This is a genomic window from Alistipes sp. dk3624 (assembly GCF_009557455.1).
Classification (GTDB): Bacteria; Bacteroidota; Bacteroidia; order Bacteroidales; family Rikenellaceae; genus Alistipes_A; species Alistipes_A hominis.
In genome coordinates this window covers 1,296,076-1,319,454 of sequence record NZ_CP045651.1, presented here as the reverse complement: position 1 = coordinate 1,319,454, position 23,379 = coordinate 1,296,076, and the positions used below count along the sequence as shown (strand labels likewise).

The following is a 23,379-nucleotide window of genomic DNA, read 5'->3' as shown; positions in this document are numbered from 1 at the left end:
ATGGAGGTGTGGGAAGCGGTCGTCTTGGGGCTGGTACAGGGACTTACGGAGTTTTTGCCGGTGAGCAGTTCCGGCCATTTACAGATTTTCAATACGTTGTTCGGTCTTCAGGGCGAAGAGAACCTGACTTTCGCCGTCGCGGTGCACGCCGCTACGGTATGCAGCACGATTGTGGTTTTCCGCAACGAACTGGCCCGGTTGATCGCCGGATTTTTTCGTTTCCAGTGGAACGACGAAACGATCTATATTTGCAAAATAATGCTTTCGATGGTACCGGTGGCGATCGTCGGATTTTTCTTTAAGGATTATGTGGAGGAACTTTTCGCATCCGGATTGTTGGTCGTGGGGATTTCGTTGCTGATTACGGCTGCGCTGTTGTCTTTCGCCTATTACGCCCGTCCCCGGCAGAAAGCGGAAATTTCGTTCAAGGATGCTTTCGTAATCGGGCTCGCGCAGGCTTTCGCGGCGATCCTGCCCGGTCTTTCGCGTTCCGGATCGACTATTTCGACCGGACTGATGCTCGGCGACCGCAAGGAAGAAGTAGCCCGGTTTTCGTTCCTGATGGTGCTGATCCCGATTCTCGGCGAGGCATTCCTCGATGCGATGAAGGGCGGGTTCCACCCTTCCGAGAGCGGAATTTCGGCCGTTGCGCTGCTGGCCGGTTTCGTTACGGCCTTCGTGTCGGGATTCATTGCCTGCCGCTGGATGATCGGGATCGTGAAGCGGGGCAAGCTGATCTATTTTGCCGTGTACTGCCTGTTGGTCGGCGCGGCGTCCATCGTCTATTCGCTGGTCTGAATCCGAATTGAACAGTCTTAAAAAAATTTCGTTTTGAAACAACCGCTTTCTGCCGATCTGCCCTTTGCCGAAGGGTATGTGCTTCCTATCGACAAACCCCTTGGGTGGACCTCTTCGGACGTCGTCCGAAAAATCAAGGTAATGATGCGCCGGCTGGGACATCGCAAGATCAAGGTCGGACATGCCGGCACGCTCGATCCGCTGGCCACCGGCATCCTGATCGTGTGTCTGGGACGCGCGACCAAACAGGCCGAAGCGTTGCAGGCGCAGCCGAAAGAGTACCTGACGACGCTGGCGTTGGGGGCGACTACGCCCAGTTTCGATATGGAACACCCGGTCGACCGGACTTTCCCCTACGAACATATTACGCGGCAGATGCTCGAAGAAGCCCTGCGCACGATGGAGGGCGAACAGATGCAGTTGCCTCCGGTCTATTCGGCCAAGTCGATCGATGGCAAACGGGCCTACGAATACGCCCGGCAGGGGACGGAAGTGGAGATGCGCCGCGCGCCGGTTACCGTGTACGGGATGCGGCTCGAGTCTTTCGAACCGCCCCGGGCGACGCTCCGTATCCGGTGCAGCAAGGGAACTTATATTCGTTCGATCGCCCGCGATCTCGGTGAAAAGCTGGGCAGCGGGGCCTACTTGACGGCGCTTTGCCGTACCCGTAGCGGCGATTTCACGCTGGAAGACGCCTATACGCTTCCGCAGGTGCAGGGGCTGCTGTTTCCCGATCCGGATGGAACGGAGGACGTGCGCCGGTAGGCCGGAGGCTCCGTTCGTGCGAAAAAGATCGGCGCAGTGAAACAAAAGCCAAAATTTTGCGTATAAATAGTATTGTCCCGTTTGAATTTGCAGATTCCAAAGTTCATTTCAATAAATAATGAAATTATCTCAGTATAATTACAATTTCACGGCCGATATGTTGGCCAAATATCCGGCCGAGTGCCGGGACGAATCCCGGCTGATGGTGCTGAACCGCAAAACCGGAAAAATCGAGCATCGGGTTTTCAAAGACGTAGTCGATTATTTCAAGCCGGGGGATATTTTCACTTTCAACGATACCAAGGTGTTTCCGGCCCGCCTGTACGGCAACAAAGAGAAAACGGGCGCCGAGATCGAGATCTTCCTGTTGCGCGAGCTGAACCGGGAACTCCGGTTGTGGGATGTTCTGGTGGATCCGGCCCGCAAGATCAGGATCGGAAACAAACTCTATTTCGGCGACGACGACCTGCTGGTGGCCGAGGTGATCGACAATACGACTTCCCGTGGACGGACGTTGCGTTTCCTATTCGACGGCGATTACGACGAATTCAAGGCCGCCCTGTTCAAACTGGGCGAGACGCCGCTGCCCAAGTGGATCCGTACGAAGGTTGAGCCGATCGACGACGAGCGTTACCAGACCATATTCGCCAAAAACGAAGGAGCCGTAGCTGCGCCGACAGCCGGCTTGCACTTCAGTAAGCACCTGCTCAAGCGAATGGAAATCAAAGGAATCCATATGGCTTTCCTGACATTGCACGTCGGCCTCGGAAATTTCCGGACGGTGGACGTAGAGGATTTGACCAAGCACAAAATGGATTCGGAACAGGTGATTATTCCGCAGCAGACTGCCGAACGGGTGAACGAAGTCAAGGATGCGGGCGGCAAGGTTTGCGCGGTCGGTACGACGGTGATGCGTTCGATCGAGAGTTCCGTGTCTACCGACGGCCGGCTGAAGCCGTTCGAAGGCTGGACCAACAAGTTTATATTCGAACCGTACGAATTCAGCGTGGCCAACTGCATGATCACCAATTTCCACCTGCCCTATTCGACGCAGTTGATGATGGTGGCGGCTTTTGCCGGTTACGACCTGTTGATGGACGCTTACGAAGTGGCCCGTACGGAGGAATACCGTTTCGGGACCTACGGCGATGCCATGCTGATCCTGTAAACGGGCAAAAAAGCCGTTGCGCAGCACGGTAATCGTAAAAAAAATAGTATCTTTGTATCAGGTCTCAAATCCTATTGATGAAAAATTCGTACCAATGAGTAACTGCAAAATTCTTTATGTCTGTCAGGAAATAACTCCGTATCTCCCTGAAAGCGATATGTCCGTTTTATGCAGAACGCTCTCCCAAAATATGCAGGAACGAGGAAATGAGATTCGAACCTTCATGCCGCGTTACGGTTTGATCAACGAACGGCGCAACCAGTTGCACGAGGTGATCCGCCTGTCGGGAATGAACCTGATCATCGATAACAACGACCATCAGCTGATCATTAAGGTCGCTTCGATTCCTGCGGCGAGGGTGCAGATCTATTTTATCGACAACGAAGATTATTTTCACCGCAAGGCGATCGTCCGCGACGAGAACGGCGTTTTGTTCCCGGACAACGACGAGCGGGCCATCTTTTTTGCCAGGGGGGTGCTGGAGACGGTCAAAAAACTGCGCTGGACGCCGGACGTGGTGCACTGCCACGGATGGTTCTCTTCGATCGTGCCGGTTTACCTGCGCAATCTGTTCGCAGACGATCCGATATTCAAAAAAGTGAAGATCGTCGTTTCGCTTTACGACGATGCGTTCGAAGGAGAGCTGGACAAAAAGTTCAAAGCCAAGATACAGGGCGAGGGCGTGCCTAAAAAATATCTCGATTATCTGGACGATCCCACATACGAAAACCTGATGAAGTTCGTTATCAACTATGCGGACGGCGTAATTTTCGAGACGCCGGAGCCTGCTGCGCCGATCGTGGATTTCCTGCATGAAAAGAAAAAGCCTTTTCTGGAGTTCCAGGATAAAACGACGGCAGAATATCTGGATCATTATCAGGCGTTTTACAACAAAATACTCGCAAATGAATAGGCCGAATCGAAGAGGGATCGCAGCGACACTGTTGCTCACGGCAGCCATCTTGTTTTCTTGTACGAAAGTGGATAATCAGTTCGGGGACGATTTCATTCCCGACGACGAGCAGATGAAGGTCTGTCTGGACACTTTGCGCGGTATCGACACTTACCTGACCGAGTCGGATTCGTTCCCGACGAGCGGAATGGTCTACGGTTATATGGGATCGGGTTGGGATCCGGTTTTCGGCCGGACGAAAGCCTCTTTTTGCGCCCAGTACAACATGAATTATTTTACGACGGGCAGCGAAATGTTCGGTATCGCGCCGGTGTTCGACTCGTTGATGTTGTGGCTGACGTTCAACGGTTCGTTTTACGGCGACTCGAGCAAAACCCAGAAATTCAATATCTACGAACTGACCGGGTACTTGGACAGCGATACGACTTATTATGCCGATTTCGACCCGTCTTCCATCGTGAGCGACAAGGTGTTGTTCAGTTTCGAGATAACCGGCGTCCCGTCCGAAGAAGTGATGCTGAAGCTGGACAGCGAAGCCGCTATCGAGTTCGCCCACCGGCTGATGGATACCACGGGGGGGACTTATACCAGCGATTCCCTGTTCCACGATGCGTATAAGGGATTCTGTTTTGCTCCGGATCCTTCGTCCGACCCCGATGCGTGCGTTTACCGGCTCGCCCTGGCGTCGATGGAGATGGGGCTCTATACTCGCAACTTTACCGATGCGACGGCGACGACTCCCAAAGATACGGTCATTACTTATTATTCGTTCGACAATACGCTGTTCAATCAGGCCCATGTCAGCATGATCAGTCATGATTACACGGGAACTCCGATTCAGGGGATCAACGATACGCTGACGACTTCGACGCCGCTGCCGTACGGTTATGTGCAGACGCTGGGCGGGGTGGCTACGTTCGTGCGGTTTACCGACGATTTCGTCGATCAGTTGCTCGGGAAGGTCGTCGCTCCGTACAATTCGATGGTTATCAACAAAGCGTCGCTGGTCTGGTCGCTGGCCGATCCTACCGCAGAGAATTTCAATCAGGCGCCTTCGCGGATCGGTTCCTATTCGGATTATAGGAAGTTTACCGGGATTCCGGACTACGACTATACTTACGAAACGAGTTCCGGCACGAGCCTGATATACGGAGGTTATCTGGATCGGACGAACGGCAATTACGCTACCGACATCACGATCTTTCTGCAAAAACTGATCGCCAAGCCCGACAGCGCTCCTCGGACGATGACGCTGGGCCCCGGCGGAGACCTACTCGCCGAATTCAAACAGGTGAAGCTGAAGACCGGGGCGAGCGATCCGCCGTTGCGGGTGATCGTCGCTTATACGTTGGTAAAATGATTCGGAAACAAATCAACGAAACCTAAAGGAGTAGAACTTTAGGTTTTCTCTTTATAATACAATAATGAAAGTCGCGGTATCGGGCAACCGGACCGCCGAAAAACGAAAATATTTATGCAGGAAAATCTGGTGATCGTGGAGTCTCCGGCCAAAGCAAAGACTATCGAAAAATTTTTGGGTAAGGGCTATGTGGTAAAATCCAGTTTCGGGCATATCCGGGACCTATCGAAGAAAGAGTTGGGAATCGACATCCAAAATGATTTTACACCGCATTACGAAATATCTCCCGATAAGAAGAAGACGGTAGCGGAGTTGGAAAAACTCGCCAAGGAGGCCGGCACGGTTTGGCTGGCGTCCGATGAAGACCGCGAGGGGGAGGCCATCGCGTGGCACCTGTCCCAGGTGCTCGGGCTGAAAGACGACAAGACCAAGAGGATCGTTTTCCATGAGATCACGAAAAATGCCATTTTACATGCCATCGAAAATCCGCGCACGATCGACCTGAATCTGGTCAATGCCCAGCAGGCGCGCCGGATTCTGGATCGTCTGGTGGGATTCGAACTGTCGCCGGTTCTGTGGAAAAAGATCAAGCCGTCGTTGTCGGCCGGACGCGTTCAGAGCGTGGCCGTACGGCTGATCGTCGAGCGCGAGCGCGAGATCATGGATTTCAAGGCCGCGGCCTATTACCGGGTGCTGGCCGATTTTACGGTTACCGATGCGGACGGGAAGAAATCCGCGTTCCGGGCCGAACTCAGTAAACGCTATGCGACCGAACAGGAGGCGCTCGCGCTGCTCGAAAAGTGCAAGACCGCCGTCTTTACCGTACGGAACGTCGAGCGCAAGCCGTCGAAAAAATCTCCGGCCGCGCCGTTCACCACGTCCACGTTGCAGCAGGAAGCCGGGCGCAAACTCGGTATGTCGGTGAGCCAGACGATGTCGGTAGCGCAGCGGTTGTACGAGGCGGGGTATATCACTTATATGCGTACCGATTCGGTGAACTTGTCCGGACAGGCGATCGCTGCGGCGAAAGCGGAGATCGTCAAGCTTTTCGGTGAAAAATATTCGGAAGTCCGCAACTATAAAACCAAAACGAAAGGAGCACAGGAAGCGCACGAAGCGATCCGCCCGTCTTACATGGATAAGACCGTGATCGACGCCGCTCCGGCCGAAAAAAGGCTGTACGATTTGATCTGGAAACGGACGATCGCCTCGCAGATGGCGGCGGCCCAGACCGAACGGACGGTGGTCGATATCGAGATCAGCAATGCGGAGGAGCGTTTCGTCGCTACGGGCGAGACCGTGCTGTTCGACGGTTTCCTGAAATTGTATTCCGAATCGACCGAAGACGAGGCGCAGGAGGGCGAAGAGGCGCTGCTGCCCCCGTTGAAACAGGGGGATCGGCCGGAGGCGAAAAGCGTTACGGCGTTGCAGCGTTTCACGCAGAGTCCGCCGCGTTACAGCGAGGCGTCGCTGGTCAAAAGGCTTGAAGAGCTGGGGATCGGTCGCCCGTCCACCTATGCGCCGACGATTTCGACGATCATCACGCGCGGCTATGTGGTTAAAGAGAACCGCGAGGGCGGCAAACGGGGGTATGTCCAGTTGAAACTCGAAAAAGGGGAGATTGTCCGCAAAGAGCTCAGCGAGCATGTAGGGAAAGAGAAAAACAAGCTTTCTCCGACCGATATCGGCATGTTGGTGACCGATTATCTCGACCAGCAGTTTACCGATGTGATGGACTATAATTTTACGGCGATGGTCGAAAAGGAGTTCGACGAAATTGCCGAAGGGGATAAAAGTTGGGTCGATATGATCCGTAAGTTCTACGAAAAGTTCCATTCGACGGTGGATCGGGCGCTCGAAAGCCAACCGGTCAGAAGCAGTCAGCCCCATCTGCTCGGAACCGATCCGAAGAGCGGCAAGCCGGTTTACGTCAAAATCGGACGTTTCGGCCCGGTCGCCCAGATCGGCGATGCCGACGATGCGGAGAAACCGCGTTTCGCGAGCCTGAGAAAAGGGCAGTTGATCGCTTCGATCACGCTCGAAGAGGCGCTCGACCTGTTTACGCTGCCGCGTACCGTCGGCGAGTTCGAGGAGAAAGAGGTGGTGATCGGCATCGGCCGGTTCGGGCCTTATGTGCGGCACGACGGCAAGTTCGTCTCGTTGGGCAAGACAGACGATCCTTATACGATCGAATTGGATCGTGCCGTATCGCTGATCCGGGACAAGCGCGAGAAGGACGCCAAGGCGAAGGAGCCGATCCGCACTTATCCCGAGGACGACGGATTGCAGGTACTGAACGGCCGTTATGGCCCTTATATCGCTTGGCAGGGGAAAAATTACCGCATCCCGAAAGGGTACGTGCCTGCCGACCTGACGCTCGAACAGTGCCGCGAGATCATCGCAAAATCAAAAAAATAACGGATTGCTTCCGACGAAAAGCCCCGCATCGGTTCGATGCGGGGCTTTTCGTCTTTTCGGCGCGAGCGGAGGCTATGGTTTGAAGATCAGCGCTACCGCGTGAGCTTCGATCCCCTCTTCGCGTCCGACGAAACCGAGGCGTTCGGTGGTGGTCGCCTTGACCGATACGGCTTCCGGAGCGATTCCCATCGCGGAGGCCAGCGTTTCGCGCATGGCTGGAATGTGCGGTTTGATTTTGGGACGTTGCAGACAGAGCGTGCAGTCGACATTCCCGATTGCGTAGCCCTGCCGTCCGATCAGTTCCACGGTACGGCGCAGCAGGATCTTGCTGTCGATGCCTTTGTACGCTTCGGAAGTATCCGGAAAATGCAATCCGATGTCGCCGATCGCGGCGGCTCCGAGCAACGCGTCGCACAGCGCATGGATCAGTACGTCTCCGTCCGAGTGGGCGACGCAGCCGAGGGCGTGTTCGATACGTATGCCTCCCAGCCACAACGGGAGCCCCTGCGCTAATGCGTGCACGTCGTATCCGTGCCCGATTCTGAAATTCATCATTGGCCGAAGTTTTGTACAAACTAACGAAATTATGATTACATTTACAAGGAAGATTAAATTTTTAAGGAAATGTCAGAAATTGCACAATTGACCCCTCGGATCGTGTGGGACTATTTCGACCAGATAACCCGGATTCCCCGTCCGTCCAAGAAAGAGGAGAAGATCATGGCTTACCTGGTCGATTTCGCCAAAAGTCACGGGTTGGAGTACCGGCGCGACGGCGTGGGCAACCTCGTGATCCGCAAACCGGCGACCGAAGGGATGGAAGACCGTTCGACCGTCGTCTTGCAGAGCCACGTGGATATGGTGTGCGAGAAAAACAGTAGCGTGAATTTCGATTTCGAGAAAGATCCGATCCAGACGCGCATCGCGGACGGTTGGGTTACGGCGACCGGCACGACGCTCGGCGCCGACTGCGGCATCGGCATGGCGGCCGAGCTGGCGGTGCTGGCTTCGGCGGACGTTCCGCACGGACCGCTGGAATGCCTGTTCACGGTAGACGAGGAGACCGGACTGACCGGGGCCTTCGGGCTGGGCGAGGATATGCTTTCCGGCAAGTATCTGATCAACCTCGATTCGGAGGATGAAGGGCAGATTTTTATCGGCTGCGCCGGCGGGATCGATACGGTGGCTACGCTGAATTACCGGCAGGAAGAACCGGTCAAGAATTACGAATTTTTCCGGATCGACGTTTCCGGTCTGCTCGGCGGTCATTCCGGCGACGATATCGAAAAGGGCAGGGCCAATTCGAACAAAGTGTTGAACCGTTTTTTGTGGAGGATCGACGCGAGCGATATCGACCTGCGGCTCGCCTATTTCGACGGCGGGAACCTGCGTAATGCGATCCCGCGCGAGGCGTTTGCCGTTTTCGGCGTTCCGTCCCGCGAGGTGAAACGGGTCAGGCGTTTTTTTGAGGAGTTTCGGGACGACCTGAAACGCGAATACGGGACGATCGAAACCGGAATGGATCTGGCGCTGACCGATATGCCCGCGCCGGATACGGTAATGGATGTCGAAGCGCAGCGTAGTCTGCTGGACGCCGTGTGCGGCGTGCCGAACGGCGTGCTGGCGATGAGTCCGGTGATGCCGGGCATGGTCGAAACGTCGACGAACCTGGCTTCCGTTAAATTCGTCGGCGAACTGTTGGTCGAAATCACGACTTCGCAGCGTTCTGCGATACAGAGCGCGCGGGATGCCGCGTCGGCATCGGTCGAATCGGTGCTGCGGCTGGCCGGCGCCGACGTAAGTCGTTCGGACGGCTATCCGGGCTGGAATCCCGATCCGGATTCCAGGCTGCTGGAGGTGGCCCGCAGTGTTTACGACAAGCTGTTCGGCGCGCAACCGCAGGTGCGGTCGATCCATGCCGGACTGGAGTGCGGTCTGTTCTTGCAAAAATATCCCGATCTGGAGATGATATCCATCGGTCCGACCCTTCGCGGCGTACATTCGCCGGACGAGAAGCTGGAGATCGCTTCCGTCGGACGGTTCTGGCAGTTTCTGACCGGAATACTCGGCGCGTTGAAAAACGCCGGCGATCGGTGACCGCAGGCGTTTTCCGCAGATTTTCCGATAACCGGGTTAGCGGGTCGTTTTGCGGCCCGGATATACTTTTAGCGCTTCGCGCAAGCATTCGGCGGCGGCCAGCAGGTCTTCGCGTTTGATGACGTAGGCGATGCGCACCTCGTCGTGTCCGAGGTAACACGAGGCGTAGAATCCGGTCGCCGGGGCCAGCATGACGGTTTGTCCTTTGTATTCGAACTCTTCGAGTAGCCATTGGGCGAAACGCTCGCTGCTGTCGATCGGAAGCTTCACGATCGAGTAGAACGATCCTTTCGGCATCGGGCAGTAGACCCCTTCGATTTTGTTCAGTGCCTCGACGATGCAGTTGCGGCGCGCGGCGTATTCGTCGTGCACTTCCCGGAAATAACTCGCCGGAGTGTCCAGCGCCGCTTCGGCCGCCACCTGGGCCAGATAGGGCGGGCACAGCCGCGCTTGTCCCATCCGCAGCGCGGCGGCGATGATCGCCTTGTTGCGCGATACGAGCGTTCCGAGCCGTACGCCGCACATGCTGTAACGTTTCGACACCGAGTCGATCATTACCACGTTCTGTTCGATTCCCTTGAGGTTCATTACCGAGATGCATTGCGTCCCGTCGTAGCAGAATTCGCGGTATACTTCGTCCGCCATCAGGTACAGGTCGTGCCTCAGCACGATATCGCGCAGTTGCGCGTACTCCTCTTCGGAATAGACGTATCCGGTCGGGTTGTTCGGGTTGCAGATCAGAATCGCTTTGGTGCGCGGCGTAATCAGCCGTTCGAAATCTTCCATCGGAGGCAGTGCGAAGTCGTTGGCGATGGTCGACGAGATCGGCTTGATATTCACGCCCGCTTCCATCGCGAAGCCGTTGTAATTGGCGTAGAACGGTTCGGGTACCAGTACCTCGTCGCCCGGGTTCAGGCAGATGGTCATGGCCATGAAAATCGCTTCCGACCCCCCGACGGTGATCATCAGGTCGTCGGCCGTCACGTCGATGCCGACGCTTTCGTAGTATTTGACCAGTTTGCGGCGGTAACTTTCGTTACCCGCCGAATGGCCGTATTCGAAGACGTGATCGGAAATATTCTTGACGGCGTCCACGGCGACCTGCGGCGTGCAGATGTCGGGCTGCCCGATGTTCAGGTGGTAGACTTTGATTCCGCGGCTTTTTGCTTTTTCGGCATACGGTACCAATTTACGGATCGGCGAGGGGGGCAGGTATACCCCCTTATCGGATAAGTTAGGCATGAAAAAATATTTTAAAACACCGCAAAGCTATAAATATATTTTTATAGTACCTTTGCCGTTGATGAAAATAATGAAGATTTCTCCGAAAACAGCGATTCAGGCGGTCGTTTCTGGCGTCGTAATCGGGGCGTTGCTCAGCCGCGATTATCCGAAGGCGGGACTCGTCGTGTCGGCGTGTTTCATCGCATTTTACCTCGGGCTGACTTTCCGTCGCAGAATGTGCTATCTGCTGCATTTCGTGTCGGGCGGGATCGAGAAACGGTTTCTGGCCGTTTCGTGGCTCTGTACGCTCTATCTGCTGATCGCTGCGTTGGTCGCCGGCACGGTCTATAACTTTTTCCTGCTGCTGGCTCTGGGGCTCGATTATTTTTTGTACGACAAGCGCCAGCGGGCGTCGGCCGGAAAAGAGAAAGGGGCCGGGGAGTTGTAGCCTGCTCCGGCGGAGGTTCGGGGCCGGTTTTTCGGGCCGGCGGTTTCGCCGGAATCCAAAGAATCGGAAATAAAAGATGAAATTTTCGTCGAAAAATTTGCAAATATTCAGTTTTTGGCTACCTTTGCACCGCTGAATCAGTCAATCTGGTTGCGCGATGGCCCATTCGTCTATCGGTTAGGACGCAAGATTTTCATTCTTGAAAGAGGAGTTCGATTCTCCTATGGGCTACGAAATAAAGATGAAATAAATAAATTTACGAAAATGGCAAATCACAAGTCATCGAAGAAAAGAATACGCCAGACCGAGGTGAAAAACGCCCGGAATAAATATTATCACAAAACGGCCCGTAATGCCGTAAAGGCGTTGCGCAATACGACTGAGAAGGATGCCGCCGTAGCGTTGCTTCCGAAGGTGACCGCCATGCTGGACAAACTCGCCAAAACGAATGTGATCCACAAGAATAAAGCCGCCAACCTGAAAAGCAGCGTTCAGCTTCACGTCAACGCGTTGTAGTCTGCCGTTTTCGGCGTCGAATATAAAAGCCATCCTTTTCCGGGATGGCTTTTTTACGTGTCCGATGCGAGATACCAGAGGAAATAAAAAACGCCGGCTATTTTTAGCCGGCGTTTTTTGATTGCGGTAGATTGCGTCGAATTATCCGAGATAGGATTTCAGCAATTTGCTCCGGGTGCTGTGGCGCAGTCGGCGGATTGCTTTTTCTTTGATCTGACGGACGCGTTCGCGGGTCAGTCCGAATTTCTCGCCGATCTCTTCGAGCGTCATTTCCGAGCAGCCGATCCCGAAGAAATATTTGATGATGTCGCGTTCGCGGTCGGTCAGCGTCGACAGGGCGCGTTCGACTTCCGTGCCGAGCGATTCGTTGATCAGGCCGCGGTCGGCGATCGGCGAATCGTTGTTGACCAGCACGTCGAGCAGGCTGTTGTCCTCGCCGTCCGAGAACGGAGCGTCCACCGATACGTGGCGTCCCGAAACCCTGAGTGTGTCGGTCACCTTTTCTTTAGGCAAGTCCAGCTCGTTGGCCAGCTCTTCGGGCGACGGAGTCCGTTCGTGCTCTTGCTCGAACCGGGCGAACGCCTTGTTGATCTTATTGAGCGATCCCACCTGGTTCAGCGGCAGGCGGACGATGCGGCTCTGTTCGGCCAGCGCCTGCAGGATCGACTGGCGGATCCACCATACGGCATAAGAAATAAATTTGAAGCCGCGCGTTTCGTCGAACTTCTCGGCGGCCTTGATCAGTCCCAAATTCCCCTCGTTGATCAGGTCAGGCAGCGACAGGCCCTGGTTCTGGTACTGTTTCGCAACGGAAACCACGAACCGAAGGTTGGCGCGAGTCAGTTTTTCGAGGGCTTCCTTGTCGCCCTTTTTGATCCGCTGCGCCAGATCTACCTCTTCCTCTACGGTAATCAAATCCTCTTTGCCAATCTCCTGCAGGTATTTATCCAGCGATGCGCTTTCGCGATTGGTAATGGATTTGGTAATTTTTAATTGTCTCATCGTATAGTTCTCTTGTTGATACCTAACTAAACTTTTATGAAACGTTGCAGCGCTCCGTGAAAGAGCCTGCAACGTTTCTCAAGTAACAACGGGGAAAGTTTCTCCGCCTATTTCGGCATGATCAGCAACCGGTCGCGCGTGCCGTCCGGGTTGATCCATTCGATCGATTCGATTGCCGACGTAATGCGGTTCAGGTCGTTTACCGAACTGATGGTCGAGTTGTTGATCCGCGTGATGACCGATCCTCTGCGGATGCCCGCCTTGTCGAGCAATCCTCCTTCGTGAACGCCTGTCACTACCGCACCTCCTTTGATCTTAAGCGATTTCAGCGCTTTTTCCGACACTTCGGCGAACTCGCCGTTCAGCGCATCGTAGGCCGAAACTTGGTCTTTGGTGATCACGTCGGTGTTACCAGTCTTATTACGCAAGACCACTTCGATTTGTTTCACGTCCGAGCCTCTTTTTACGCTTACCGTGATCTTATCGTTCGGTCGGTGCTTGGCGATCTCTTCAGAAACCTGGGCCGATCCTTCGATTTTCACCCCGTTTATTTCGGTGATGATGTCGCCCGTCTTGATTCCTGCGGCTTCGGCAGCGCTGCCCGGGTATACTTCGCCGACGTAAATACCGCCTTGTTCCTTGATACCGGTCGATTTGCCTTTATCGCTTTCGAGGAACGCTTCGTCGATCGCGTTGTAGCCGATGCCCAGCATGGCCCGCTGTACGACGCCGTACTCTTTCAGGTCGACCACCACTTTTTTAACGATCGAGGTCGGCACGGCGAACGAATAGCCGATGTAACTTCCGGTCTGCGACTGGATCAGCGTGTTGATGCCGACCAACTCGCCTTTGGTATTCACCAGCGCGCCTCCGCTGTTGCCCGGATTGACGGCCGCGTCGGTCTGGATGAACGATTCGAGGCTGTACTGCGTCGGCAACGCCTGCAGGCTACGCCCCTTGGCGCTGACGATCCCGGCCGTGATCGTATTCTGCAGTCCGTACGGGCTGCCGATGGCCAGCACCCACTCGCCGAGACGCAGAGCGTCCGAATTTCCGATCGGAATGGTCGGCAGGTCGTTCGCGTCGATTTTGATCAGCGCCACTTCGGTCGTCGGGTCGGTGCCGATGACTTTGGCGTCGAACGTTCGTTTATCGTTCAGCGTCACTTTCAGTTTCGACGCGTTGTCCACCACGTGGTGGTTCGTTACGATATAGCCGTCCGGACTGATGATGACGCCCGATCCGCCGCTTTTGCGCTCCTGCGGCCGCGGCTGTTGCTCCGGCTGTTGCCGGTACTGGCCTCTCGGAATGCCGAACAGGTCGAAGAACTGTTCGAAGCCGCCGTCGTCGCCGTATCCGCCGCGATAACCTGCGCGGGACGAGATTTCCTGCGTGTTGACAATGTTAACGACTCCCTTGACGGCATTTTCGGCCGCATAGGTGAGGTCTGGATATCCGCCTTCCTCATAGGCGGTGAAGTGCGTGCCGACGTTCGATGCGAACGATTCAGCGGGCGTATAGCTGTCCTTGTCGGCTGCTTTCGTTACGGTGTAAGCAGTTACTCCGCTTGCAACCATCGAGACTGCCAGCACCCCTGCCCATACAAAACCCTTTTTCATAGAAACAATAAATTTTAGTGAATGAATTTGTCAGTTATAAAAAAGGTAGAATTGGTTCATTGTGTCTGTTTCCTGTTTTTTAGCGGTTCCTCTTCGCGCTCCGCGCACGCTTTTCGGCGGAGTCTGCGACGGGAACCCAGTTGCCGTTGGTTTTTATTTTATTTATATAACTGCGAAACTTCGCGGAATATTGTCCTGACGATGCGGTTTTGCGGTTCCGGCGTTTTACGGGCGGGCTGATCCGGCTTCCGGACACGGCCTTTCCTCGGAACCGGTAAAAATAACGATTCCTATTTTTTAAATATTGTATGGATACTGTCGAAAAAATCGTTCCCGCAGTCTTTTTCCCGATAGGTTTTTGCTGGGCGCGTGAACGACCCGGAGCGGAAAAGCCTGTCAGACGTCGTGCGAGAGCGGTTGCGGAACGATCTCCGACGTGTCGAAGTCGCCCCACCGTTCGGCGACGTAATCGAGCGTAGCGACGATTTCGGCCGGATCGTTCAGCGTTACCAGCTTCAGTCGCGTAGGCTTGAAATCGGGCAGTCCTTTGAAATAACAGGAGAAATGGCGCCGCATTTCCAGCACGCCGACTTTGTCGCCCTTGAATTCGAGCGATTTTGCGAAGTGGAGTTTCGCCAATTCCACTCGCTCGTGCACGGAAGGCTGCTTGAGTTGTTCGCCGGTCTTCAGAAAATGGCGGATTTCTTTAAATATCCACGGCCGGCCGTAAGTGGCGCGGCCGATCATGATGCCGTCGATGTCGTAGCGTTCGAATGCCGCCGCAGCCTTTTCCGCCGAGTCGATGTCGCCGTTGCCGATGATCGGGATATGCATTCGCGGGTTGCGTTTTACCTCGCCGATCAGCGTCCAGTCGGCCTCGCCGCGGTAAAGCTGCGCCCGCGTCCGGCCGTGGATCGTCAGCGCGGCGATTCCCGCGTCTTGCAGCCGTTCGGCGATCTCGACGATGTTTTTCGAGTCTTCGTCCCAGCCGAGGCGGGTTTTGACGGTTACCGGCAGGCGTACCGCATCGACGATCCGCCGCGTCATTTCGACCATCTTCGGCACGTCGCGCATCATGCCGCTGCCGGCTCCGCGCGCGGCAATCTTGCGTACCGGGCAGCCGAAATTGATGTCGATCAGATCGGGCCGTGCCGCCTCGGCGACCCGCGCCGCCTCGACCATCGGTTCGATCTCGTTGCCGTAGAGCTGGATGCCCACCGGGCGTTCGTAGTCGTAAGTGCGGAGTTTGGCGACCGATTTGGCCGCGTCGCGGATCAGTCCGTCGCTCGATATGAATTCGGTGTAGACCATGTCCGCTCCGAACCGCTTGCACACGTATCGGAACGACGGATCGGTCACGTCTTCCATCGGGGCCAGGAACAGCGGCTTGTCCCCTAAATCTATGTCGGCTATCCGCATCGGTTGTATTTTGACGGCAAAAATAGCTATCTTTGTGCTGATTTTGAAATCACGAAACCGCAAATCATGAATATCGAACAGTTTTTGCAGGATAAAGTGCGGGCCGCAGTGACCGCGCTGTACGGCGAACCCGCCTCCGGACAGGTACAGATACAGAAAACCCGCAAGGAATTCGACGGCGATATGACGCTGGTGGTCTTCCCGTTGCTGAAACTCAGCCGCAAAAATCCGGAAGTCACCGCAACGGAGATCGGCGAAGCGCTGGTCGCCTCGACGCCCGAAATCAAAAGTTTCAACGTAATCAAAGGATTTTTGAATTTGTCCCTCAGCGAGCTGTTCTGGAGCGAACGTGTGAACGAAATCCTCGCCGATCCCGCTTACGGGCAGGCCGCTCCGACCGGGCGGACGGTGATGGTCGAATACTCCTCGCCGAACACCAATAAGCCGTTGCACCTGGGTCATATTCGCAACAACCTGCTCGGCTACTCGGTGGCCCGGATTCTGGAGGCGGGCGGTAATAAGGTGCTGAAAGTGAATTTGGTCAACGACCGCGGAATCCATATCTGCAAGTCGATGCTCGCGTGGCGGAAGTTCGGCGGCGGCGAGACGCCCGCTTCGTCCGGCATGAAGGGCGATCACCTGGTCGGGAAATACTACGTGGCCTTCGATAAGGCTTATAAGGCCGAAGTCAAAGAACTGACGGCCGGCGGTATGGACGAAGAAACAGCCAAGCGCGAAGCGCCGATTATGAAAGAGGCCCAGGCGATGCTGCGCAAGTGGGAGGCCAAAGACCCGGAGATTTACGGGTTGTGGCAGACGATGAACGGCTGGGTGTACGAAGGTTTCGACAAGACGTACGAAGCGATGGGCGTCAGCTTCGACAAGGTGTATTACGAATCGAATACCTACCTGCTCGGCAAATCGATCGTCGAGGAGGGACTGGATAAAGGGGTGTTTTTCCGTAAGGAGGACGGCTCGGTCTGGTGCGACCTGACCGCCGACGGTCTCGACCAGAAGCTGTTGCTGCGCGGCGACGGTACGTCGGTCTACATGACGCAGGACCTCGGCACGGCCTACACTCGTTTCAAAGAGGAACGCCTGGACGACATGATCTACGTCGTCGGCAACGAGCAAAACTATCATTTCCAGGTATTGAAACTGATCCTCGGTAAGCTCGGTTACGGCTGGGCCGATCATATCACGCACCTGTCGTACGGTATGGTCGAGCTGCCCGAAGGAAAAATGAAGTCGCGCGAGGGGACGGTGGTGGACGCCGACGACCTGATCGACGAGATGGTGCGGACGGCTTACGACATGTCGCAGGAGCTCGGCAAACTCGACGATGCGACGCCGGACGAGGCGATGCGGATCAGCCGGATGGTAGGACTCGGCGCGTTGAAATATTTCATTCTGAAAGTCGATCCGCGTAAGACGATGCTGTTCGACCCGCGCGAGTCGATCGACTTCAACGGCAATACCGGGCCGTTTATCCAATACACCCACGCCCGGATCAAGTCGGTGTTGCGCAAGGCGGCCGAGCGCGGGATCGTTCCGGCTTCCGAGCTGCATAGCTCGGCGCTTTCGACTGAAGAGGTCGGCCTGATCAAGATGCTTGCCGACTATCCGGGCGCCGTAGCGCAGGCCGGCGCGACGTTCTCGCCGTCGGTGATCGCGAATTACGCTTACGAATTGGCCAAAGCGTACAACAGCTATTACCACGATTTCCCGATCCTGCGGGAGGCCGATGCGCAGAAACAGACGATGCGTCTGACGCTTTCCGAAACCGTAGCCCGCGTGATCGCTTCGGCGATGGCGCTGCTCGGTATCGGAGTTCCGCAACGCATGTAAACCGGCTTTCCGCAGCCTTTAACCGATACGGCCTTGGGCATCGTACAACGCAACAGCATCACGATCACGATCCTGTCCTACCTGGGGATCCTGATCGGATATGTCAACAAGATCCTGTTGCTGACGAACTTCCTGACCGAGGAGCAGGTCGGACTGGTCAATATTCTGACCGGGCTGGCCGTCCTGTACGCCCAGTTTTCCGCGCTGGGAATCAATTTTTCGGTCGTCAAATTCTTCCCGTTTTTCCGGACGCCCGACCGGCGGGACAACGGTTTCTTTTTCTGGTCGGCGCTGGGTGTCGGCGCCGGGTTCGTCGTGTTCACGGTTCTGTTCCTGGCGTTCCGCGAACCGGTCATGGCGTACTATTCGAAAGAATCTCCGCTACTGTCCGAGCACTACCTGATGCTGATTCCGCTGGGGCTGGCTACGTTGTCCTATAATTTTTTCAGTTCGTGGTTGCAGGCATTTTACAAGACGGTCGTCACCTCTTTCGTCAACGAGATTCTGCTGCGCCTGTTGATTTCGATCGAAATTTCGCTGTATGCGTTGCGGCTGATTACGTTCGAGCAATTCGTCGTGGGGTACGTGCTGATCTATTTCGTACCGGCGGCGATCCTGCTGGTTTATATGGCGACGATACGGCAAACGCGGTTCCGGCCGGTTCCGGTCACTCCGCGCGTGCGCAGGTTGCTTTCGATCACGGCGGTATACGGATTGTGGCAGTATCTCGGAGGGGCTTCGATGTATATCGTACCGATCGTCGACCAGACGATGCTGGCCGGGATCTGCGGGCTGGCGGAAGGAGGGATCTATACCACGATCATCTATATGACCAGCGCGATGCAGATGCCCTACCGTTCGATCGTCAAGGTGTCTACGCCGGTGGTTACGAACCTGTGGAAAGAGCGCGACATGGAAGGTATGCGCAAAATCTCGCGCGATGCGTCGCTGATGAACCTGATCGCCGGTTGCTTTCTGTTCGTCGTCATCTGGGTCAACCTCGACAATATCTTTTCGCTGATGCCGGAGTCGTACGCCAGCGGGCGTTACGTTTTCCTGTTCCTCGGCCTGGGTTGGGTCGTGAATATGTACGTGGGACTGAACAGCACGATTCTGATGACTTCCAAGAAATACCGCTATGAGTTCATGCTTTCGATCCTGCTGGTCGGGCTGACCGTCCTGACCAACGCGCTGATGATTCCCCGCTGGGGGATGAACGGGGCGGCGCTGGCGACGATGATCTCGCTGCTGGTTTTCAACGTCGGGCACGTTGCGTTCGTATGGAAGTTCTACCGGATTTTTTCACTGTCGTGGCGCGATGTCCTCGTCGTCCTGTGGGGAGCCGCGATGATCGGCGTCTCGATGCTGATTCCGCGGCAAGACAATTTCATCGTCGACGGAACGATCCGGACGACGCTGATTTCGCTCGTATTCGGTACGGGAATTTATTATTCGAAGATTTCTCCGGCGCTGAACCGGATGCTCGAAGGCCTGCTTCGCCGGATTTTCGTCCGCCGCTCTTAACGGTCAGGCGCGCAGTTGGGCTTGGCGGTACGTAAAGAGCATGGGATAATCGTCGAATGCGAAGATGGTCATTTCGTCGCGCCGGCGCCGCCACGGGAGCAACCGTCCCCATACGATTTTGCTGACGAATATGAAAAACAGCGTGTATAGGTCGTCGTACTCTTTATCGCAACAATAAACGACGGACGGATCTTTCGGATCCACCAGTCGTTCGTATTTGTTGATCAGGAATCCGTTCCACTGGTATTTTCCCGAACAGAGCCGATCCATGAACGCATTGTAATCGGGCAGGAATACGAGCTGGCGTCCCGTAAAATCCTGATAATTCTGTAATGCGAGTTTGAAAATCCGATCGCGGCGGTTGTTGCGTTTCCCGAGCCAGAATATCAACAGGCGCGTCGGGATCTCTTGCGCGAACACGATGTCCGACGTGTGGGCTTTCAAAAATTTCTCGGTGTCCCGGTACAATCGTTTTTCTCTGTTCATAATGATGACTTTTTGTAGGATCGATCAACGATTGCTCCCGCTTGCGACGAGAACGCATTTGCCCGTATTCCCGTTTGCGGTACGGCATTTCCCGGCGGAACCGATGCGGACTTCGGGAGCGGTCGCACGAGACCGCCCGGTATCGGTCGGACAAAAGCATACTTTCTCCGTTTTCCGGATCGTAATCCGTTGAGGCTGTTCTGTAGTTCGCTGTGAATGGAAGAAGGGCATAATCATTTGTTTACAGTACGTCCGACGCCGCGATTTCTCCGGATTATTCGTCCTGATCGTACTTTTCGATCCTTGATTTAATAAAATTTATTATAAATATAGTTATAACTACATAACTTTATGATGCAAATATAATTAAAATTCAAGATAATCCAACGGTCCGATATATTTTTATGCAAAGTTCCGGTTATTTTATTTCGATCGAAAAGGAACGGAGGCGAGCCGTTTTGCAATTTTTCGGCAGACCGCCTCTTTTTTCCGGAGGGGTTTATTATATTTGTATCAAATACTGCTATTTGGAACGCCATGCCGGATACTTTTTTACTTTTCGCCCTGATCGACCTGAAGCCTTACCTGAGTTTCGGGTACATCGTTTTCGTGATTATCACGATCGCCGTGATCATTCACGACAAGCGCGATCCGGTGAAGGCGCTGTCGTGGATCATCGTGATTTCATTGCTGCCGGTCGTCGGATTTATCTTTTACATCGTTTTCGGGCGCAACCACCGCAAGCAAAAATTGTTCAGCCGCAAGGAACTGAGCGATCTCGAACAGATCGACACGCTGAGCCGGCAGCAAATCTACGAGATCAACAACGCCGCGGTGCTGCACAAACCGGAGATCAGCGACAACCGCGATATCATTACGCTGCTGCTCAACAGCAACAAGGCGCTGCTGACGGTGCATAACCGGGTGAAGCTGCTGAACGACGGAACGGAGACGTTCGACGAAATCCGCAAGGCGCTGTGGTCGGCCAGTTCGTCGATCCATCTGGAATATTACATCATCGAGGACGATCCGCTGGGCCGCGAGATCGCCGACATTTTGATCGCCAAGGCGCAGCAGGGAGTCGAGGTGAGGCTGATCTACGACGACGTGGGCAGTTGGGGGCTCGGGCGCAAGTACATCGGCCGGCTGCGCAAGGCCGGCGTCCGGGTAGAGTGTTTCATGCAGGTGGTCTTCCCGTGGCTGACCAGTCACGTCAATTACCGGAATCACCGCAAGATCCTGGTTGTGGACGGCAAGATCGGGTTCACGGGCGGGATCAACATCGCCCAGCGGTACGTCACCGGGACGAAAATGGGGCCGTGGCGCGATACCCACCTGCGGCTCGAGGGCGAAGCGGTCGGCATGTTGCAGATCGTATTCATCGCCGACTGGTTTTTCGTCAGCAAGCAGTTGTTGAACGACTATCCGAAATACCTGCCCAAAACGCATGTCAAGGAGGAGACGATGATCCAGATCGCCACGTCCGGACCCGATTCCGACTGGGCGTCGATCATGCAGGCGTTTTTCTCGGCCATCACGCATGCGCAGCACCATATCTATATTTCGTCGCCCTATTTCCTTCCGAACGAGGCGATTCTGACGGCGGTCAAAGTGGCTGCGCTGAGCGGGATCGACGTGCGGATCATGATCCCGAGCCGTTCCGATTCGAAGGTGGTTTACTGGGCCTCCCGCTCGTACATCGGCGAACTGATCGACGCCAACGTGAAGGTGTACCTGTACCGCCGGGGATTCAACCATTCGAAGCTGATTATGATCGACGGGCAGTTCAGTTCGGTCGGCACGGCCAATATGGACATCCGCAGTTTCGAAGACAATTTCGAAGTGTCGGCGTTGCTGTACGACCGGAAGATCACGCAGGAGCTGGAAGCGGAGTTCCTGCACGACCTCGATCAGAGCCGCATGGTAACGCGCGACTACTGGGAGAGTCGTCCCGCGCTGCATAGTTTTTACGAAGCGTTGTCGCGGTTGTTCAGCCCGTTGCTGTAGTTATTCGGAACGTTCGATCCGAGAGCCCCATTCCAATTCCATCCGTCTGATATAGTCCGACAGCGGCGAAAATCCAGCTGATTTTCGCCACCGGTCAACTCGGGCCGGATCCTTGAGCGGGGCGATGCGTTGGATACCGTTTTCATCTGTGATGATTTGGGAACCGTATTTTTGTTTCCGTCCTTCGGAAACGGCGATGCGGTCTTCTAGCATACCGAGCTGTACCCCGGAAATATCCTTCCGTTTCGCGGCTTTGCGCGCCAGGGACAGGTATCTTTTCTGGATATCCGTGCTGGCATGTTGGAGGACGATGAAGAAGGCCTTCGTCGCATTGCCCACTTTGTCTTTGCCGACCCATCCCTGGGTATCGAGTATCCGAATGATTTTGCTTTGATTCAGGCTATCAGTGATTCGCATCTCCCGGGCGAGACTATCCGCTTTTTGGGGATCGGGATGTAGCGGATTGCGGGCTTCGATAAATTCTCTTCTGATCCGTTGGTCTTCGTTGAAAATTTCCAGCAGCTCCTTTCGTAATGGTTTGTCGAAATTCGCTTCAGCCTTCGCTCTACGTTTTTCCATTGTTTCGATCAGCGTTTTCCAACGTTCGTCTCGATGCAGCGAGACCAGGTACGGGTCATCCTGCATCCGCACGGAGTACCACCGTTTGTTTTCGGATAGTAGCCGGTTCAACCGCTCGAAAGCGGTTGCCGTATCTCCGACCAGGGCAGCGGCGCAGGCTCCGTTATAAAAATCCTTGTTTTGCCTCTGTTTCGTAGAAAGGATCCGTTCGAAAATTTCGCTGGAAGATTGATAATTTCCGGATAGAAACAAAGAATCAGCCCGGCGCTGCAAAACTTCGTAAGGTTCGCAGCCGGTTGGTTGCCCGGCTGCAATGCATCGGGTCGTCAGGACGCCCAGTAAAATCAATAACTTTTTTTTCATCGGTCGATCCGGTTTGATGGTGTTTCCAAATTTACGATTTTTATTCCGGATTTCGTTATCGGATGCGGAAAATTCCGATTTGTTGAAAAGACTGTTTTCGTCGTATTTTCGACGGTTATTTCTCATTGTCGGAATAAATTGAAAAAAGTTCCTGAAATTTTTTCTACCTTTGAAATGTTTAACGGTGTAAATATGCAATCTATGAAGAAAAGGTGTTTGCTCACGACTGCGATCGCATTGATTTTATGCGGAATAACGAACAATGCCGGGGCCAAAGGCCCGATTCGTTTCGGGATCAAGGCCGGTATCCAGAGCCAGAGTCTTCACGCTTCGAAAGACGAGGTGCTCGGCGTGTTTTCGGCCGATAAGGATTTCGGTTATCAGTTCGGCTTCGTGGCCAGGATCAATTTTCCGATGTTGTATATACAACCGGAGTTGAACTATGCCAAGCATCGCTTTACGATGGATATGGAGGACGGCGCCACGACGAAGGTAAAAGTGAACAACATTGAGCTGCCGATCCTCGTGGGGTGGAAAATCGCATTTGTGCGGTTGTTTGCCGGCCCCGTTTTCACGCTGATGAACGATACCGGCAACAAGTTGAAAAATACTTCGGCGGCGATCAATACCGAACTCGCAAAATCGTTGGTCGGTTATCAACTGGGCGGCGGCGTCGAATTCGGGCGCGTCAACGTGGATATGCGTTACGGCGGCCAGTTCAAAAAGCCGGAGCTCACCGTGGTCAAGGGCGAGCAGCAGGCCCGCACTTACAAGACGAGCATGAATCAGTGGCAGTTGAACATTAGCTACCTGTTCTAAATCCTG

The 23,379-nt window shown here is 54.7% G+C and carries 20 protein-coding genes and 1 tRNA gene; 14 read left to right on the top strand and 7 right to left on the bottom strand.

What is annotated here, in order from left to right; all coding sequences use genetic code 11:
- The 6 genes from GFH31_RS05570 (at position 1) to topA (ending at position 7,422) form a co-directional block, all read left to right on the top strand.
- Complete coding sequence (locus GFH31_RS05570) at positions 1-798, top strand: undecaprenyl-diphosphate phosphatase (RefSeq protein WP_101572301.1); 798 nt, start codon at positions 1-3, stop codon at positions 796-798.
- Positions 799-831: 33 nt separating this feature from the next.
- The gene (gene truB / locus GFH31_RS05565) at positions 832-1,563 is read left to right on the top strand and encodes a tRNA pseudouridine(55) synthase TruB (RefSeq protein ID WP_228385808.1); all 732 of its coding nucleotides are present in this window, start codon (positions 832-834) and stop codon (positions 1,561-1,563) included.
- Positions 1,564-1,681: 118 nt separating this feature from the next.
- A complete protein-coding gene (queA, locus tag GFH31_RS05560) occupies positions 1,682-2,731 on the top strand; it encodes a tRNA preQ1(34) S-adenosylmethionine ribosyltransferase-isomerase QueA (protein ID WP_101572303.1) in 1,050 nt (349 codons plus the stop codon).
- Positions 2,732-2,825: 94 nt separating this feature from the next.
- The gene (locus GFH31_RS05555) at positions 2,826-3,644 is read left to right on the top strand and encodes a glycogen/starch synthase (protein WP_101572305.1); all 819 of its coding nucleotides are present in this window, start codon (positions 2,826-2,828) and stop codon (positions 3,642-3,644) included.
- Positions 3,637-5,004 (top strand): DUF4270 family protein, encoded by a 1,368-nt coding sequence (locus tag GFH31_RS05550; protein ID WP_172970806.1) that lies wholly within the window; start codon positions 3,637-3,639, stop codon positions 5,002-5,004. Before GFH31_RS05555 ends, GFH31_RS05550 begins: the two co-directional genes overlap by 8 nt.
- 114 nt (positions 5,005-5,118) lie before the next feature.
- Positions 5,119-7,422, top strand: a complete 2,304-nt coding sequence (topA, locus tag GFH31_RS05545) for a type I DNA topoisomerase (protein ID WP_118456852.1) — start codon at positions 5,119-5,121, stop codon at positions 7,420-7,422.
- Positions 7,423-7,494: 72 nt separating this feature from the next.
- Here the strand turns inward: topA and ispF are convergent, their stop codons facing one another.
- A complete protein-coding gene (ispF, locus tag GFH31_RS05540) occupies positions 7,495-7,977 on the bottom strand; it encodes a 2-C-methyl-D-erythritol 2,4-cyclodiphosphate synthase (protein ID WP_101572311.1) in 483 nt (160 codons plus the stop codon).
- 69 nt (positions 7,978-8,046) lie between these two features.
- On the opposite strand from ispF, the gene GFH31_RS05535 reads away from it, so the two are divergent.
- A complete protein-coding gene (locus GFH31_RS05535) occupies positions 8,047-9,519 on the top strand; it encodes an aminoacyl-histidine dipeptidase (RefSeq protein ID WP_118656785.1) in 1,473 nt (490 codons plus the stop codon).
- 36 nt (positions 9,520-9,555) lie between these two features.
- On the opposite strand, the gene GFH31_RS05530 is transcribed toward GFH31_RS05535, so the two are convergent.
- Positions 9,556-10,761, bottom strand: a complete 1,206-nt coding sequence (locus GFH31_RS05530; protein ID WP_055205280.1) for a pyridoxal phosphate-dependent aminotransferase — start codon at positions 10,759-10,761, stop codon at positions 9,556-9,558.
- Between the two features lie 61 nt (positions 10,762-10,822).
- On the opposite strand from GFH31_RS05530, the gene GFH31_RS05525 reads away from it, so the two are divergent.
- The 3 genes from GFH31_RS05525 (at position 10,823) to rpsT (ending at position 11,707) form a co-directional block, all read left to right on the top strand.
- A complete protein-coding gene (locus GFH31_RS05525; protein ID WP_147387404.1) occupies positions 10,823-11,191 on the top strand; it encodes a hypothetical protein in 369 nt (122 codons plus the stop codon).
- Between the two features lie 159 nt (positions 11,192-11,350).
- A tRNA-Glu gene (locus GFH31_RS05520) sits at positions 11,351-11,422 on the top strand.
- A 33-nt stretch (positions 11,423-11,455) separates the two neighbouring features.
- Positions 11,456-11,707: a 30S ribosomal protein S20 gene (gene rpsT, locus GFH31_RS05515; RefSeq protein ID WP_055205282.1), complete on the top strand. Its 252-nt coding sequence runs from the start codon at positions 11,456-11,458 to the stop codon at positions 11,705-11,707.
- A 141-nt stretch (positions 11,708-11,848) separates the two neighbouring features.
- Here the strand turns inward: rpsT and GFH31_RS05510 are convergent, their stop codons facing one another.
- From GFH31_RS05510 to dusB, 3 genes are all read right to left on the bottom strand, one after another.
- A complete protein-coding gene (locus GFH31_RS05510) occupies positions 11,849-12,709 on the bottom strand; it encodes an RNA polymerase sigma factor RpoD/SigA (protein ID WP_055205283.1) in 861 nt (286 codons plus the stop codon).
- A 107-nt stretch (positions 12,710-12,816) separates the two neighbouring features.
- On the bottom strand, positions 12,817-14,328 hold the full coding sequence (locus tag GFH31_RS05505; protein ID WP_101572317.1) for a Do family serine endopeptidase: 1,512 nt from the start codon (positions 14,326-14,328) through the stop codon (positions 12,817-12,819).
- Between the two features lie 396 nt (positions 14,329-14,724).
- The gene (gene dusB, locus GFH31_RS05500) at positions 14,725-15,747 is read right to left on the bottom strand and encodes a tRNA dihydrouridine synthase DusB (protein WP_153498311.1); all 1,023 of its coding nucleotides are present in this window, start codon (positions 15,745-15,747) and stop codon (positions 14,725-14,727) included.
- A gap of 66 nt (positions 15,748-15,813) precedes the next feature.
- Between dusB and argS the strand changes: the two genes are divergently transcribed.
- Both argS and GFH31_RS05490 read left to right on the top strand, forming a co-directional pair.
- Positions 15,814-17,595 carry an arginine--tRNA ligase gene (argS, locus tag GFH31_RS05495; RefSeq protein ID WP_153498310.1) on the top strand — a complete coding sequence of 594 codons (1,782 nt, stop codon included), beginning with the start codon at positions 15,814-15,816 and terminating at the stop codon, positions 17,593-17,595.
- Positions 17,596-17,628: 33 nt separating this feature from the next.
- Positions 17,629-19,119, top strand: coding sequence for a lipopolysaccharide biosynthesis protein (locus GFH31_RS05490; RefSeq protein WP_153498309.1), 1,491 nt, complete (start codon positions 17,629-17,631; stop codon positions 19,117-19,119).
- A gap of 3 nt (positions 19,120-19,122) precedes the next feature.
- Here GFH31_RS05490 and GFH31_RS05485 read toward each other — a convergent pair whose 3' ends face one another.
- Positions 19,123-19,605 (bottom strand): hypothetical protein, encoded by a 483-nt coding sequence (locus tag GFH31_RS05485; protein ID WP_055205287.1) that lies wholly within the window; start codon positions 19,603-19,605, stop codon positions 19,123-19,125.
- Between the two features lie 537 nt (positions 19,606-20,142).
- Between GFH31_RS05485 and cls the strand changes: the two genes are divergently transcribed.
- Positions 20,143-21,612, top strand: coding sequence for a cardiolipin synthase (gene cls, locus GFH31_RS05480; protein ID WP_055205289.1), 1,470 nt, complete (start codon positions 20,143-20,145; stop codon positions 21,610-21,612).
- Here the strand turns inward: cls and GFH31_RS05475 are convergent, their stop codons facing one another.
- Entirely contained in the window at positions 21,613-22,554 is a 942-nt protein-coding gene (locus GFH31_RS05475) for a DUF6624 domain-containing protein (protein ID WP_153498308.1), read from the bottom strand.
- Between the two features lie 201 nt (positions 22,555-22,755).
- Between GFH31_RS05475 and GFH31_RS05470 the strand changes: the two genes are divergently transcribed.
- Positions 22,756-23,373, top strand: a complete 618-nt coding sequence (locus GFH31_RS05470; RefSeq protein ID WP_055205294.1) for a porin family protein — start codon at positions 22,756-22,758, stop codon at positions 23,371-23,373.
- Positions 23,374-23,379: the final 6 nt, after the last annotated feature.

Coding starts and splice junctions, on each gene's coding strand:
- GFH31_RS05570 (WP_101572301.1), top strand. CDS start 1: ATGGAGGTGTGGGAAGCGGTCGTCTTGGGGCTGGTACAGGGACTTACG.
- queA (WP_101572303.1), top strand. CDS start 1,682: ATGAAATTATCTCAGTATAATTACAATTTCACGGCCGATATGTTGGCC.
- GFH31_RS05555 (WP_101572305.1), top strand. CDS start 2,826: ATGAGTAACTGCAAAATTCTTTATGTCTGTCAGGAAATAACTCCGTAT.
- GFH31_RS05550 (WP_172970806.1), top strand. CDS start 3,637: ATGAATAGGCCGAATCGAAGAGGGATCGCAGCGACACTGTTGCTCACG.
- topA (WP_118456852.1), top strand. CDS start 5,119: ATGCAGGAAAATCTGGTGATCGTGGAGTCTCCGGCCAAAGCAAAGACT.
- ispF (WP_101572311.1), bottom strand. CDS start 7,977: ATGATGAATTTCAGAATCGGGCACGGATACGACGTGCACGCATTAGCG.
- GFH31_RS05535 (WP_118656785.1), top strand. CDS start 8,047: ATGTCAGAAATTGCACAATTGACCCCTCGGATCGTGTGGGACTATTTC.
- GFH31_RS05530 (WP_055205280.1), bottom strand. CDS start 10,761: ATGCCTAACTTATCCGATAAGGGGGTATACCTGCCCCCCTCGCCGATC.
- GFH31_RS05525 (WP_147387404.1), top strand. CDS start 10,823: ATGAAAATAATGAAGATTTCTCCGAAAACAGCGATTCAGGCGGTCGTT.
- rpsT (WP_055205282.1), top strand. CDS start 11,456: ATGGCAAATCACAAGTCATCGAAGAAAAGAATACGCCAGACCGAGGTG.
- GFH31_RS05510 (WP_055205283.1), bottom strand. CDS start 12,709: ATGAGACAATTAAAAATTACCAAATCCATTACCAATCGCGAAAGCGCA.
- GFH31_RS05505 (WP_101572317.1), bottom strand. CDS start 14,328: ATGAAAAAGGGTTTTGTATGGGCAGGGGTGCTGGCAGTCTCGATGGTT.
- dusB (WP_153498311.1), bottom strand. CDS start 15,747: ATGCGGATAGCCGACATAGATTTAGGGGACAAGCCGCTGTTCCTGGCC.
- argS (WP_153498310.1), top strand. CDS start 15,814: ATGAATATCGAACAGTTTTTGCAGGATAAAGTGCGGGCCGCAGTGACC.
- GFH31_RS05485 (WP_055205287.1), bottom strand. CDS start 19,605: ATGAACAGAGAAAAACGATTGTACCGGGACACCGAGAAATTTTTGAAA.
- cls (WP_055205289.1), top strand. CDS start 20,143: ATGCCGGATACTTTTTTACTTTTCGCCCTGATCGACCTGAAGCCTTAC.
- GFH31_RS05475 (WP_153498308.1), bottom strand. CDS start 22,554: ATGAAAAAAAAGTTATTGATTTTACTGGGCGTCCTGACGACCCGATGC.
- GFH31_RS05470 (WP_055205294.1), top strand. CDS start 22,756: ATGAAGAAAAGGTGTTTGCTCACGACTGCGATCGCATTGATTTTATGC.